Raw genomic sequence first — 13,907 nt, 5'->3', positions numbered from 1 at the left:
AAGGACCCTTTGCGATACTCCCGCAAAGGGTCTATTTCATCTTGCTATATGCATCAGTTAGATTTTATCTGCTTATGATCGTCGGCTGTTCTTATGGGACTTATTCCCCCAGGCCTTTGCCCATGCCTTTCAGAAACCGCAACCCGAAGCCGATCGCCCGGTTCACGTCGGGATCCTTCAGGGCATTCATGAGGGAGAAGACCGTCACCTTTTTATCCTGTGGCTGATTGGCCTCCTCCAAGCCCTTGGCCACACTGCCGAGCACCTTCGCCGTCTGCTCCGGATCGATAGCGGCGAGGGCGCCGGCGGCGGCCATGCCGTTGTTGATCATGTTCGTCACTTCCGGCCGGGTGGCCTGGCCCAAGACGATTTCGGCCACTTTGGCTTTGGCCTTCAGCAGTGACTCAGCCGCTTCCAGAATGCCGCTACCGTGCAGCTCGCTGAGCACCCCGATGGCTTTTTCCAGCGCCTGCTCATGCTCGGCAATCGAATCCGTCAGCTGCTCCAGCGACTGCTGCTTCAGCTCTTCTTCCGTCAGCTCGCGTTTTTTGATGTATGAAATCGGTTGTGCCATATAGATTCCACCTTTCCTTTAATCGACGAGCGATACATAATCCGGCCGGCTCCATTTCCGGTGCACCTCGACGCCTTCCTGCGGATAGCGCTTCTTGTTGCGCGGATTGGTCAGCGGCAGCGGATTGGTACCCTTCACGTTCAGAATCTGCATCCGCACGCGCGTCTGCTTATAGGCCGGCGTATGCGTGCGCACATCGACCGCATTGCCAGTGAGCAGGTTGACCGCGTTTTCGTGGCTGACCGAGTGCATCGGCACGTACAGCTCGTTGCGGTGGACGCGGTCGGTAATGACCGCCTTCAGCTTGATCGCGCCGTAAGGCGATTCGAGCCGTACCAGGGATCCGTTCTCGACGCCCCGTTCGGCGGCCAGCTCAGGCGATACTTCCACGAACACTTCCGGCAGCTTCAGATTGATCCCGTGCGATTTGTTGGTCAGGTTGCCTTCATGGAACTGCTCCAGCAGGCGTCCGTTGTTCAGGACGAGATCGAATTCGGCCGGGTATTCCACCGGCGGAACGTAGCCGACCAGCGAGAAGCGCGCCTTTTTGTCGGGGAAGAAGAAGCCGTCCGTATAGAGCAGCGGCGTGTGTTCCCCGCTTGCCGAGCCCCAGATGAAGCTGCCCCAGCCTTCCAGCACATCATAGCTGCATTGGGAGAAGAACGGGGTCAGGCTGGCCATTTCGGCAAAAATTTCCCTCGGATGGGTATAACCCCAGTCATACCCGAGACGCTTGGCGATCTGGGTCGTGATCCACCAGTCCGGCTTAGAGTCGCCGAGCGGCTCCAGCACCTGATACAGGCGCTGAACGCGCCGCTCCGTATTGGTGAAGGTGCCTTCTTTCTCCAGTGACGGCGCGGCAGGCAGAATGACGTCGGCGAACTGGGCCGTCTGTGACAGAAATACGTCCTGCACGACGAAGAAGTCGAGCTTCGCCAGCACCTCGTGCACGTGGTTGGCGTTGGAGTCGACCCAGGCCATATCCTCGCCGACGAGGTACATCGCCTTCATGTCGCCGCGGTCGATCGCATCGATCATCTGGATGTTGTCCATACCCGGCTGCGGCGAAATCGCCACGCCGTAAGCTTTTTCGAATCGTGTCCGCGCTTCGTCGTTTGAGACGTGCTGGTATCCCGGAAGCCAAGGCGGCAGCGTGCCCATGTCGCAAGCTCCTTGCACGTTGTTATGCCCGCGCAGCGGGTAAGCTCCGGCGCCGGGACGCATGTAGTTGCCCGTAGCGAGCAGCAGGTTGGAGATGGCCGCCGACGTGTGCGATCCGGCGATGTTTTGGGTGACGCCCATGCCCCAGCAGATGACGGTGCCGTCGGCGTCGCGGATCATTTCGGCGATCGAGATGAGCGTCTCCTTGGCAATGCCGGTTTCCTGCTCGGCATATTCGAGCGTGAAGGTGTCCAGCAGCTGCTGGTATTCGGCAAACTGGTTGACATACTGGTCGATAAACGCCTGCTGGTGCCATCCCTGGTCAATCATGTATTTCGTGACCGCTGTCAGCCACACGAAGTCCGTACCCTGCTTCGGACGGATGAACAGGTCCGAGCGCTCGGCCATCTCATGCTTGCGCAGGTCGGCGACGATCAGCTTCTGGCCGTGCAGCTTGTGCGCCCGCTTGATCCGGGTCGCCAGGACCGGATGGCCTTCGGCCGGAGCGCAGCCAATCAAGATGACGAGGCCGGCTGCCGCGATGTCCTGGATCGTGCCGACGTCGCCGCCGATGCCGACCGTCGACATCAGTCCGTCCGATGCCGGAGACTGGCAGTAGCGGGAGCAGTTGTCCACGTCATTGGTTTCAAACACCTGGCGAGCCAGCTTTTGGATTACATAGTTTTCTTCGTTCGTAATTTTCGAGGAAGAAATAAAGCCGACCGAATGGTTGCCGTACTCCTTACGGATACCTCCGAGGCGTTCGGCGACCAGGTTCAGCGCCTCATCCCAGGTAGCTTCGACGAAGGCATCTCCCTGCCGGATCAGCGGGGTCGTAATCCGCTCTTCGCTGTTGACGAAATCCCAGCCGAATTTGCCTTTGACGCAGGTGGAAATCGCGTTAACCGGCGCGTCGTGGGATGGCTGTACCTTCAAAATTTTCCGGCCCTTGGTCCACACCTCGAAGGAGCAGCCGACGCCGCAGAACGTGCATACCGTTTTGGTTTTGCGCGTGCGTGTGTCCCGCATCGCCGCTTCGATTTCCGAAACGGCGAAGATGCCGCTGTATCCAGGCTCCACTTCCTTGACGAGGTCGATCATCGGATTCAGCACTTCCTCGTTGATGCCTGTCATGAAGCCGGCCTCGCCCAGCATCGATTTTTCCATGAGGGCATTGCACGGGCAGATGGTGACACATTGGCCGCAGCTGACGCAGGACGAGTCGTTGATATCGACCCCGTTGTCCCACTTGACCCGCGGGATGTCCGCTTCCCAATCGATGGAAAGGGTTTCATTCACCTGCAGATTTTGGCAGACCTCAACACACTGTCCGCAGGCAATGCATTGATTCGGGTCATATCGGTAGAACGGATGGGACATATCGACTTCCGAAGGTTCGACCTTCGGCCGGTACGGGTACTTCTGGTGCTCGATTTCCATCATTTCGGCGGTATTGTGCAGCTTGCAATTGCCGTTGTTGTTGTCGCATACGGTGCAGTAGAGCAGATGGTTTTCGAGGATCCGGTCCATCGCTTCCGTCTGTGCAGCCTTGGCGGATGCGGAAGACAGCTTGACGTTCATTCCCGAAACGGCAATGGTCGAGCAGGCGCGCGCAAGCTTCCCGTCGATTTCCACAATACATGTGTCGCACGTCTGGATCGGGTCTACCTCAGGGACATAACAAATTTGCGGATGCGTCAGGCCGGCAAGATTGATCGCCTCGAGCACGGTCATGCCCGATGTGACTTCCACCGCCTGTCCGTCGAGCGTAATGTTAACAAGATTTTGGTTCACGAACATAAAACCCCTTTTCACCCCAATGTTAAATGGAGCCGCCAAGCGTCCCGGTGATTGCAGCGCTTCGGCGGGTGTCCATAAGCTAAAGAGCAGGCCATAAAAACAAAAAAACTCCACTAAACCCGTCTCCGCTAATCATTGTGCGCGGCAGGTTGTAGTGGAGTAACCGATTAGCATTGGCCTACTAATAGATCATTCCGGCGCCTGTATGGCATAAATGTATTCTCGTCATGATTATACTACGCCCGGGCAGAAAAACAAGGTTGAATTATTCTGTACAATCCTACTAAGATTTAGTATAGTGTTAAACTTGTGATGAGGTGAGAATGGGATGAAGAAGGAAGTTGCGTTTAACGATATCATTCGCAAAGTGAGGAAAGATACGTTCGGAAAAGGTCCGGAACGCATTCATACCACGTTTGTCGAGAACATGGCGATCACCCGGATGCACGGCAATTTCACACCTACTGAAAAGTTTATTGCACAGTCCGAAGACGGCAAGAAGATGGTGCACAGCGCGAGAACACACATGATCAAGGAGCTGTACAAATCCCAGGTCCCGGAAGGGCTGGAGGAGCTGTGCGGATCGAAGCTGATCCATCTGTTTACGGATATCAAGGTGGAAGAAGACATGGCCGTTTCGGTCTTTATGTTCGAGAAAAATATAGAGCAGGGATGAAGCGATGATGGAGGCTGTGACGAGCAGGCCGGGCATGATCCGGTACGAGCAGGGAAAGATGGAGGAAAAGACCGACTTGGTCGTGAACGAGCATCCGGTAACGATCAAAATCAACGGCGAGGAATTTGCGACCCTCGTCTGTACGCCCGAATACATTGAAGATATGGCTGTCGGTTATCTCGCATCGGAAGGTGTCATTTCAAGCATTGAGGAAATCAAGGACTTATGGGTTCAGGAAGAGGAGGGGTTCGTTCACGCGTCTGTGAGCAAGTGGAGTCCACTCCATCGCCAGCTATACAGCAAAAGGTACGTCACGTCCTGCTGCGGCGCCAGCCGGCAGGGCTTTGTGTTTTTCAATGACGCGAAAACGGCCAAGGTGCTGGATCAGGCTCCGGTGGAGCTGTCCTTTGACGATTGCTTCCGGCTCGTGCGGGAGATGCAGGAGGGAGCCGAGACGTTTAACCGTACGGGCGGTGTGCATAACGCCGCTTTGTGTGACCGAAACGGGATTCTTCTGTCGAGAATGGATATCGGGCGTCATAACGCGCTGGATAAAATTTATGGTTACTGCCTGAAAAACGACATCGCGGTGGATGATAAAATTATCGTATTCAGCGGCAGAATTTCCTCGGAAATATTGCTGAAGGTGGCGAAAATCGGCTGTGCCGTCATCCTGTCCAAATCGGCGCCAACTGAGCTTGCGCTGGATCTGGCGGATCATTTGGGCATTACGGCCGTCGGCTTTATCCGCGGCCAATCCTGCAACGTGTATACCCACCCGCACCGCATTGTGGAGTGCAGGCCGCAATCCTGAGCGGCCCCAGGCGTACCTGCTGCAGCAGCACGAATTGTTTCGGGCACCAGCCCACATCAAGGGAATTTGCAGCTTCAAATGAAGGAGGGATCATCATGGAAACCCATGATCAATACAACCGTATACTCAGAGATTTGAGGCTTTCCGTGACGGACCGCTGCAATTTCCGCTGCCGGTATTGCATGCCCGAGGAAATCTTCGGCAAGGATTACGCTTTTTTGTCCAGGGAACATATTCTCAGCGTCGAGGAAACGGTGCGGATTACGCGGATTTTCACCCGCGTGGGGGCCCGCAAAATCCGCATCACCGGCGGCGAACCGCTGCTGCGCAAGGAGCTTCCGGATATTATTCGGGAGGTGTCCCGGATCCCTGGCGTGGAGGACGTTGCCTTGACGACGAACGGCAGCCTGCTCGCCCGGCACGCCCGGACGCTGCGTGAGGCGGGCTTGATGCGCGTCGCCGTCAGCCTGGATGCGCTCGATGACGACACTTTTTTGGCGATGAACGGCGGAAAGGCCAAGGTGGCGCAGGTGCTGGAGGGCATTGACGCCGCCGCCGAAGCAGGCCTGGCCGTGAAGGTTAACATGGTGGTGCAGAACGGCGTCAACGAGCATGCCCTGCTGCCTATGGTCCGCTATTTCCGCGAGCGGGGCCATATTTTGCGCATGATCGAATATATGGATGTCGGCAATACGAACGGTTGGAACTGGGATCAGGTCGTCAGCAAGCGCGAGATGCTGGAGCGGATTCACGCCGAATTTCCGCTGGCGCCTGCCGATCCCAATTATGAGGGAGAGGTGGCTTCCCGCTTCCGGTTTCTTGACGGCCAAGGCGAAATCGGCGTCATTTCATCCGTCAGCGACGCCTTCTGCTCCACCTGTACGCGGGGCCGATTATCGGCGGACGGCATGTTCTACACCTGCCTGTTCGCGACGAAGGGGCATGACCTGAGGGAATGGCTGCGTTCAGGAGCAACCGACGACGAGATCGCGGAGCATATCATGGCCATTTGGGAAGGACGGCATGACCGGTATTCGCTGGACCGCGGTAAAGCCGGCACCGGTACGGGCCAGGAAGCCAAGGTGGAAATGTCCCGGATCGGTGGATGACGGCTTGTTCCGGTCTGGCTTCCTAGAATGTCGTTGGTCATCGTTTTTTTTAAAATTGTTGACAAATTTATGAACCGGTGTTTATCATATGTATGAAATGTCATAGACAAATGGGGTGGATGTAGGGACTGCACCTGCCCTATTCGTTACGTGTCATGTGTGTTTGATCTCCCTATAGGAATCGGGTAGGGGAATTAACCGCTGTCAATCAACTTTCGGCTGCAGGGCCGGGGTTTGATTTGTGGCGGTTTTTTTGTTGTTGGAAAGAACAAGGGGAAATGGATTTTTTGCGAATCACAGGCTTTTATCGAAGAAAGTTACGAAGGAAAATGGAAGGAATGGTACGATGTCGTCTTTTTATTCACCGCAGCAAATTCGTGATATTGCCATTGAAACAGGGGAGAAGAAAGCCAAACTGCCGCTGCCTGCGGTTCTCATTCTAGGCTTCCTGGCGGGCGCGTTTATTGCGCTTGGTTTTCTGCTGGATATCCGAGTCATCGGAACGGCTCCGAAGGAATGGGGCTCGGTCGCCGGATTTCTGGGTGCAGCCGTCTTCCCGGTAGGGCTGATCCTGACCGTCCTGGCCGGAGGGGAACTATTGACGGGGAACATGATGACGCTTCCAATGGCGTGGTTTTCCCGTAAAATCGGCTTTGGCGCCGTCCTCAAAAACTGGATTCTCGTAACGGTTGCCAACTTTATCGGGGCGGTGTTCGTCGCCTATTTCTTCGGGCATGTCGCCGGGCTGACGGAAGGGGCTTTTCTGGCCAAAACTGTTGCTGTGGCCGAAGCAAAGGTGCATGATTCGTTCCTGCAGGCTTTTGTATCGGCTATCGGCTGCAACTGGCTCGTCTGCCTGGCGGTCTGGCTCGGTTACGGCGCGAAGGATGTTACCGGAAAAATCGTCGGGATCTGGTTTCCGGTCATGGCGTTTGTCGCCATCGGCTTTCAGCACGTGGTCGCGAACATGTTCGTCATTCCGGCCGCGATCTTTGCCGGTCAGATGAGCTGGAGCCAATACTTCCCGAACTTCGCAGCGGTGTTCCTGGGCAACCTGATCGGCGGAGCGGTCTTTGTGGCCCTTGCGTATTTCGCCGCTTACCGCCAGCCCGCCGGCTCCATGCTGCCTCTGGCCGAGAAGGCGAATCATAAATCGGCGTAATGCCGCTTGGCGTACTGCTCCAAAATATGCACGAATTTGAGCAGCGCCATACCGGCTGGCTGATCTTTGCCTTGAACCATCAGCAGGTCCCGGCCGAGCTTCATCCCTTTCAGCTTGACCTCGCACAGCTCGCCGCTGCCAAGCTCCTTGCGGACGACCCAGCGGGACAGGACAGCGATGCCAAGGCCCGCGGCGGCCGCTTCCTTGACACCCTGGCTGCTGCTGAAGACGAAGCTCCGCTTGACCGCAAGTCCTCCCTCCTCAATCAGCCGGTCGCTGTAGGCCCGCGTGCCCGAACCGCTTTCGCGCAAGACCCACACCTGGTCCTGCAACATGCCGGGATCAATCGATTTGTAGGCGGCGAGGGGATGGTCAGGCGACATCACCAGCACCATTTCATCCTCCATGAACGTGGTCAGCTGCACATCCCTGGCGGTCGTGCTGCCTTCAACCAGACCGATGTGAAACCGCCCTTCGCGGATATCGTGTACGATGTTGTCGGTGTTGCTGATGTGAACCTGCACATCGACGTCGGGGTACTGGTGCGCATATTCGGCGAGAACGGCCGGAAGGATGTATTCGCCGATCGTAAAGCTTGCACCGATGCTCAAGGAGCCGGTCACGACATCCCTCAGCAGATGGATCTCCTGCTGGGCCTCCTCGTACAGCGCCAGCATCTGCTTGGCCTTCCGGAACAAGATTTCGCCGGCCTCGGTCAGTCTGACCTGCTTCGGGGACCGGAGCATCAGCTTCGCGCCCAGCTCATCTTCCAAGTTCCGGATGTGCAAGCTCACCCCCGGCTGGGACAGATGGAGCAGCTTGGCGGCGCGGGAGAAATTGCGCTCTTCGGCGACGGTGACGAAGACCTTTAGTGTGTCTGTGATCATGGCGTGGACTCCTGTTCATCATTTCTTCAGCGGCAAGTGAGGCTAAGGCAGCGTTGAAGATTACACCCAGTGTAACGTGGGGGAGGGCCGCAATCAATCATAAGTTATCCTGATGATCGGGATAGCAAATCGGTATTTCCCTTCCGGAGCCGGACATTCTATAGTGAGCGTATCGATAGCCGCTTGAATGACCAGGCTACGGACGGGAGGAATGAATCATGATTGCATCTCAGGGATCGGCCCTGCCGCGCAGAAAGCGCAATTTGAACGCTTATATGCTGGGGCTCTGCCTCACGTTTGTATTATCACTGCTGGCCAAGGGGCTGGCGCTGCTGCCTTTTCTCGGCATCATGGGGCAGCTGGTGCTGGCCATCCTGCTTGGCATGGTTTACCGCGCATTCGCCGGCGTGCCGGAGTACGCGATGCCCGGCATCGCCTTTTCCAATAAAAAGCTGCTCAGGCTGGGCATTATTTTGCTCGGCATGCGGCTGAACCTGGCGGACATCGTTCATGCCGGGCCGAAGGTTCTGCTGCTGGCCGCGGTCAATATCAGCTTGACGCTGCTCGCGGTATACGGCATCGCCCGGCTGATGAAGGTCGATCCGGTCATGTCGCTGCTGGCCGCCTGCGGTTCGGCCATTTGCGGGGCGGCGGCTGTGGCCGCCATCGGGCCGCAGGTTCGGGCGAACGAGCAGGAGACGGCGGTCAGCGCCGCGGTAGTTGCCCTGCTAGGAACTTTGTTTACGCTGCTTTACGTCGGCCTGTATCCGCTGCTCGGCCTGTCGCCGGCCGGATACGGCGTGTTTGCGGGCGGCACGCTCCATGAAGTCGCCCATGCGATCGCGGCAGCAGCGCCAGGGGGCAAGGAGGCCGAAGATATGGCCGTCATCGTCAAGCTGACCCGGGTGGCGCTGCTCGTGCCCGTCGCCGTTCTCGTCGGCTTCTGGAGCAGCCGCAAGGGCGGGCGCACCGCAGCGGGGGAAAGAAGCCGTATTCCCATCCCCTGGTTTGTTCTTGGCTTCCTGGTGATGAGCGGCATCCATACGCTGGGCATCCTGCCGGAATCGGCTGCCTCGCAGATCGTCACGGCAGCTTATATGCTGATGGCCATGGCCATGGCCGGTCTTGGCCTGAACGTCGACTTCGCCGTGTTCGGGCGCAAAGGGGGTCGGCCGTTCGCCGCAGCGCTGCTTGGCTCCTGCCTGCTTGCCGGCGTCGGATATGTGCTGGTCAAGGCGCTGGGATTAGCATAAACGCCGGAACGTACCGGCCAACACCTAAAGGAGGACTCCGGCCGGGAACGGCGGAGTCCTCCTCTTTTTTACAAACTTAAATGATCGTACAGGCTACAGTTCTTCGGAATCATCGCCGTCATATCCATTGATCAGGTCCGTTCCGTGCATATCCTCCACCATGGCGATCGCGGAAGGATCGACCGGACTGTTCGCCGAAATGTCGTCCGCATCCGGAACGTCCGGCAGCTCTTCGTCCTCCGTCAGTTCATTCACGGCCGAGGATTCACCGGCGTACGCGCCGGACGTCCCGGCAGAGGCTGAAGCCGAGTCCCGGCCCCCAAGCTCAGGACTCATGTCGGACCGGACATAGAATTCCACGTCCTCCGCTTCCGGCTCACGGCTGATGCTTTGCTTGGTGTATGTTCCCGTATCCTTGAAGTCATCCCGGGGCAGCTCAAACTCGGGCGGAAGCTCGCGCTGCTGGTCGTACCGTTCATAGGTCAAATCGGCATCGCTTTTAATATTGTTATTATACTCATCAGCCATGTCATCCATCTCCTTTGGCGTATTTTCTTTCCTTACCGTTACCCGAAATGAGCCCGTATATCCGCTCCCGGATTAAAACTTAGGAAATACGTATCGGATCAAGAAGTAGAGGAAACCGAAAAAAATAATAATGTACGCTGCATATTTGATAAAAGTGGCTGCTACAAGACTGGAATCGGACTTCTGCTGAACTTCCTTATGCTCAACCTCAACGTTGTTCCGGCGGAATTCACTCATGGGTAATCCTCCTTTCAGCGCAGATCGGGAAGTCTCTGTCGTTTGCTACTTTAATAAACGTACCCGCCCAAGGTGAAACATCGTTACCATACTTAGGAAAAAGTGGTATGATTAAATAAGTCCCGGCTTGTGTAACGCCGAAGGCAGTTGCGCTCAGCTTGAAGTTAATCCGGGGATTCTTATGTTTTCAAATGCATAAATATAATAATGTCGCCAGTATACTCGAAGTTATATGTATATTTATGCAAATGATATATTTTTTGACGACGACCGAAAGAACAGGAAGGAGTGGACGATGATGATAGCGAATCTACATAACAGTTGAAAATTTACAAATATTAACTTTTGAGGTGTTTTATGAAGGGTTTCCCCAAATCCGTAATCACGAAGCTGGCTCTGATCGCTTGCCTGACCCTGCTGTTAGTGACGGTACCGGTATTTGCTGGGGCGATGCAGACGGGTGGAGAGCGTTGGATTACCGAGTGGGAGGTCAAATGGGCGGACAGCCCGGATCTTGCGGCAGTTCCCCGATCCGTAACGGCAAGTGAAGGCTGGAGCCCGAATCAATCCGGCATGGCTTTGCCGAAGAGGCCCGGAACATCATCGACATTATGGATCAGAACGAAGCTCCCTGCCTTGAACTGGGACATCCCCTCCATGCTTATCCCTAAGATATACGGACAGAACATTGCGATTTTTATCGGCACGACCCCCATCTACGAATCAAACCGCGACTATATTTACGATAACAACAAAGTGTTAACTCCCCTTCAAAGAAATGATTCCGATAAAATACTGTACATAGGCGTTCAATCCGCCAAGGACCGCATCGGACTGCGCCATGGCATTGAACTGGGCAACTATCCGGAATTGCTGGACAACTACGTCAAGAGAGACCTGATCGATATCATACTGGGCTGCGCGTTTGTCTTTATTGCGCTCGTCATGCTCATTTGCTCGGTTTTTTTGAAAAAGGAGCAGAACGCCTCCTGGATTTCACTGAGTCTGGTGATCGCCTCCGCCGGAGTGCTGGTCATCACGTATTCCCCGTTTCTTTATACCTTTTACAAGGATTACGGCAAGCTCTACACCCGCCTATGGGATGTCGCGCTGTTCGTGCTGCTTCCGTCACTAACCTATTTTATCGAACGGATCTTCGGCAGCGGGTACCGGTCGGTGATCAAGAAGCTGTTGTATTTTCAAATCGGATATTCGGCATTCTGCCTGCTCTTCATGCTGGCGAACATCGTGCTGAACGACAAACTGTTCGGTATCCATTATTTTCTGTCGGTTCGTGTTCTGGGAATCGTTATGATCGTACAAGCCGTGCTGCTCGTCAGCAATTCGATCATCCATGCCGTGAAAGGGAACCGGAGCGCCGAGATTCTCACCGTCGGTTTTGCGGTGTTTGGCTTGACGGTCATTGGCGAAATGGTCTGGTTCTATTTGAAGGACGGCAATTATGACCTGTTTCTGTGGAAGTGGGGGGCGGCTGTATTTATCATTTCCCTGATGCTGATCCTCGGCCGGAACTATACCATCAATCACGAACAGATTGTAAAATATTCAAGGGAGCTGGAAATGTTCAACAACGAGCTGCAGCGCTCCGAGAAAATGGCCATCATCAGCGAATTGGCGGCATCCGTCGCCCATGAGGTCCGGAACCCGCTTCAGGTGACGCGCGGTTTCCTGCAGGTGCTGACCAAGAAGTACAGAAACCAGGATAAAATCTATATGACGATGGCCCTGGAGGAGCTGGACCGGGCCGCAGGCATCATCACCGACTTCCTGACCTTTGCCAAGCCGCAGTTTGAACGGATTTCCGTCCTGAACGTCAAAGAGGAGCTGGGGCATGTGGAGGGCGTCATCGTACCGCTTGCGAACCTTCAGGGCGCCCAGATCGACATGCGTATTCCGGACCATCTGCAGGTGAAAGGGAACTCTTCGAAATTTAAGCAGGCTTTTATCAATATGGTGAAGAACAGCATCGAGGCGCTTAGCGGAGACGGCCAGATTAACGTATGGGCTTACGAAATGAACGAGCGGGTTGTGATCCATATTCAGGATAATGGGGAAGGGATGAGCAAGGAGGAGCTTGCCCGGCTGGGTGAGCCGTATTTCTCCAACAAGACGAAAGGGACCGGGCTTGGTCTTATGGTTACGTTCCGGATCGTGGAAGCCATGGGGGGAAGTCTTGAATTCAAAAGCGAAAAAGGGGTGGGAACCGAAGCGATCGTCTCCTTTCCATCAGCGGCTGTATAAGCCGCTTGACGGTAAGGTGGCGAACTTCGCTGTTCCCAACCCTTTCATGATAATATCAGAAAGTATAGACTCCAGAGCCATTGCTTCCTGATATTGCAAGAAAAACTTCCTTTAGACTGCGGTCCGTCTTCTTTGAAGGTACGTCGAAAGGCGTTTTTCTTATTTATGTATATTCAAGATGAGGTGTGTAATCTCAATTACCAGGAGTATTTCGGCGCCGCGGCTGCTCTGACCGTTTCTGTTGGACTTGGGGGAAGCACGAGATAAAACTCGTTGGATGATTCCTCCACTGTCTTTACTTTGATGTGTTCAGGTAAAATAATACCGAGCACTTCTTTGATTGCGGCCTTAGGGTCGGCCAGGAGTCTTTCCTTGAAACTTGGGTCTTCCCAGGCTTTTTGAATAACTTGGTTGTGAAGGATAGCTTCTGCTGTCATTAGAATCACCCTTTCAACAAAATGGTTAATATTACCTTTATAAGTATACCATGGAATAAATTATAAATCTATCATTATTTGATATGATTTAACATCCATAAACTTAATCCGCCTTTTTGCAAGGCGTTTCTCTCATCTTCGATCCGGTTTGCGTCGTCCTGAATCGACAGCAGAATATGCTCGTGAAAAGAAAGCAGCTGGGGAATGTTCAATGGGGTCTGCTTGATGTGCTCATGGTTGGCTTCCGCCACAGCGGTGTATGAACGCAGGATGCCGTGAACGGCAATATAATGCTCGACACGATCGGCAGTGAGCGGTTCGTCGGGGGCAAACTGCGACCGGATCAGCGAGAGCAGGCTGTTATAGCTGCCTTCCTCAAGATCTTCCCGCCAGTCGGCCCAATCGTCCGCCATTTGCAGTGTAGCCAGTACGTGTTCGAGCAAGTCGGTCACGGCCGGAATTTGTTCCTCCCCGCCCGACAGGAGCAGCGCTCCGGTGCTCGACAGCTTCAGCGGCGCAGCCTTGCGCGCGATGAACAGCGGATTCACGCGGAAATAGTCGGCCGTGTGCTCATTGGTAACGGCTTCCGCCCATTCATGCAGGTACTGCCTGAAATAGGACCAGAACCGGGACGCTGAGGGGAAGTAGCCGCGGTAGATGTCGAGAAACTGCAGGTACAGCAAATTTCCCAGCGGCAGCTGCTCCTTGTCCTGGGGCGTGGAGGAATCCATGCAATCGTCCTGAATGAAAAAATAGAGCATGGCGCAAACGTTGCCGATCGACAGCTTCCGGGCGTCTTCGGCCGAAAGTCCTGCCGTTTCCATCAGCCAGAAGGGCAGCAAATAGCAGATATAGTTTTTGGCGCTGTTTTCTTCGAGCGGGTTAAAATGGCTTAAATAGGAAAGGCCTTTCGTGTTCAACGGAGAGGGGAACGCGGCAATGATGCACTCGGTTTCGCGGAATACATACGACAAATCGGCTTCATAACGCTCTAACCATTCCATAAA

The 13,907-nt window shown here is 54.9% G+C and carries 13 protein-coding genes; 6 read left to right on the top strand and 7 right to left on the bottom strand.

Features of this window, described 5'->3' with window-relative positions; translation table 11 throughout:
- Positions 1-100: 100 nt before the first annotated feature.
- Both ABIE48_RS24185 and fdhF read right to left on the bottom strand, forming a co-directional pair.
- Positions 101-574 (bottom strand): helical membrane plugin domain-containing protein, encoded by a 474-nt coding sequence (locus tag ABIE48_RS24185; protein WP_145029399.1) that lies wholly within the window; start codon positions 572-574, stop codon positions 101-103.
- A gap of 18 nt (positions 575-592) precedes the next feature.
- On the bottom strand, positions 593-3,529 hold the full coding sequence (gene fdhF, locus ABIE48_RS24180; protein WP_483312666.1) for a formate dehydrogenase subunit alpha: 2,937 nt from the start codon (positions 3,527-3,529) through the stop codon (positions 593-595).
- A 334-nt stretch (positions 3,530-3,863) separates the two neighbouring features.
- Between fdhF and ABIE48_RS24175 the strand changes: the two genes are divergently transcribed.
- The 4 genes from ABIE48_RS24175 (at position 3,864) to ABIE48_RS24160 (ending at position 7,296) form a co-directional block, all read left to right on the top strand.
- Complete coding sequence (locus ABIE48_RS24175) at positions 3,864-4,211, top strand: Na-translocating system protein MpsC family protein (protein ID WP_076173660.1); 348 nt, start codon at positions 3,864-3,866, stop codon at positions 4,209-4,211.
- A 7-nt stretch (positions 4,212-4,218) separates the two neighbouring features.
- Positions 4,219-5,025, top strand: a complete 807-nt coding sequence (gene fdhD, locus ABIE48_RS24170; RefSeq protein ID WP_192717347.1) for a formate dehydrogenase accessory sulfurtransferase FdhD — start codon at positions 4,219-4,221, stop codon at positions 5,023-5,025.
- 95 nt (positions 5,026-5,120) lie between these two features.
- The gene (gene moaA / locus ABIE48_RS24165; protein ID WP_192717346.1) at positions 5,121-6,134 is read left to right on the top strand and encodes a GTP 3',8-cyclase MoaA; all 1,014 of its coding nucleotides are present in this window, start codon (positions 5,121-5,123) and stop codon (positions 6,132-6,134) included.
- Between the two features lie 346 nt (positions 6,135-6,480).
- On the top strand, positions 6,481-7,296 hold the full coding sequence (locus ABIE48_RS24160; RefSeq protein ID WP_116234255.1) for a formate/nitrite transporter family protein: 816 nt from the start codon (positions 6,481-6,483) through the stop codon (positions 7,294-7,296).
- Here ABIE48_RS24160 and ABIE48_RS24155 read toward each other — a convergent pair.
- Entirely contained in the window at positions 7,281-8,183 is a 903-nt protein-coding gene (locus tag ABIE48_RS24155; RefSeq protein ID WP_145029389.1) for a LysR family transcriptional regulator, read from the bottom strand. The two genes, ABIE48_RS24160 and ABIE48_RS24155, sit on opposite strands and share 16 nt — an antisense overlap.
- A gap of 218 nt (positions 8,184-8,401) precedes the next feature.
- On the opposite strand from ABIE48_RS24155, the gene ABIE48_RS24150 reads away from it, so the two are divergent.
- Positions 8,402-9,436, top strand: a complete 1,035-nt coding sequence (locus ABIE48_RS24150; protein WP_192717345.1) for a putative sulfate exporter family transporter — start codon at positions 8,402-8,404, stop codon at positions 9,434-9,436.
- A 93-nt stretch (positions 9,437-9,529) separates the two neighbouring features.
- On the opposite strand, the gene ABIE48_RS24145 is transcribed toward ABIE48_RS24150, so the two are convergent.
- Both ABIE48_RS24145 and ABIE48_RS24140 read right to left on the bottom strand, forming a co-directional pair.
- The gene (locus ABIE48_RS24145; protein ID WP_145948696.1) at positions 9,530-9,964 is read right to left on the bottom strand and encodes a hypothetical protein; all 435 of its coding nucleotides are present in this window, start codon (positions 9,962-9,964) and stop codon (positions 9,530-9,532) included.
- A gap of 72 nt (positions 9,965-10,036) precedes the next feature.
- Positions 10,037-10,201 carry a hypothetical protein gene (locus ABIE48_RS24140; RefSeq protein ID WP_167372908.1) on the bottom strand — a complete coding sequence of 55 codons (165 nt, stop codon included), beginning with the start codon at positions 10,199-10,201 and terminating at the stop codon, positions 10,037-10,039.
- Between the two features lie 357 nt (positions 10,202-10,558).
- Between ABIE48_RS24140 and ABIE48_RS24135 the strand changes: the two genes are divergently transcribed.
- Positions 10,559-12,463: a sensor histidine kinase gene (locus ABIE48_RS24135; RefSeq protein WP_145948695.1), complete on the top strand. Its 1,905-nt coding sequence runs from the start codon at positions 10,559-10,561 to the stop codon at positions 12,461-12,463.
- Between the two features lie 197 nt (positions 12,464-12,660).
- Here ABIE48_RS24135 and ABIE48_RS24130 read toward each other — a convergent pair whose 3' ends face one another.
- A complete protein-coding gene (locus tag ABIE48_RS24130) occupies positions 12,661-12,900 on the bottom strand; it encodes an NHLP leader peptide family RiPP precursor (protein ID WP_076173667.1) in 240 nt (79 codons plus the stop codon).
- Between the two features lie 74 nt (positions 12,901-12,974).
- The gene (locus ABIE48_RS24125; RefSeq protein ID WP_192717344.1) at positions 12,975-13,904 is read right to left on the bottom strand and encodes a class 1 isoprenoid biosynthesis enzyme; all 930 of its coding nucleotides are present in this window, start codon (positions 13,902-13,904) and stop codon (positions 12,975-12,977) included.
- Between the last annotated feature and the right edge of the window lie 3 nt (positions 13,905-13,907).

The sequence above is a fragment of the Paenibacillus sp. OAE614 genome (assembly GCF_040546645.1).
Taxonomy (GTDB): domain Bacteria; phylum Bacillota; class Bacilli; order Paenibacillales; family Paenibacillaceae; genus Paenibacillus_AQ; species Paenibacillus_AQ favisporus.
The sequence above is the reverse complement of the archived record's forward strand: the minus strand, read 5'-3'. Positions and strand labels throughout refer to the sequence as shown.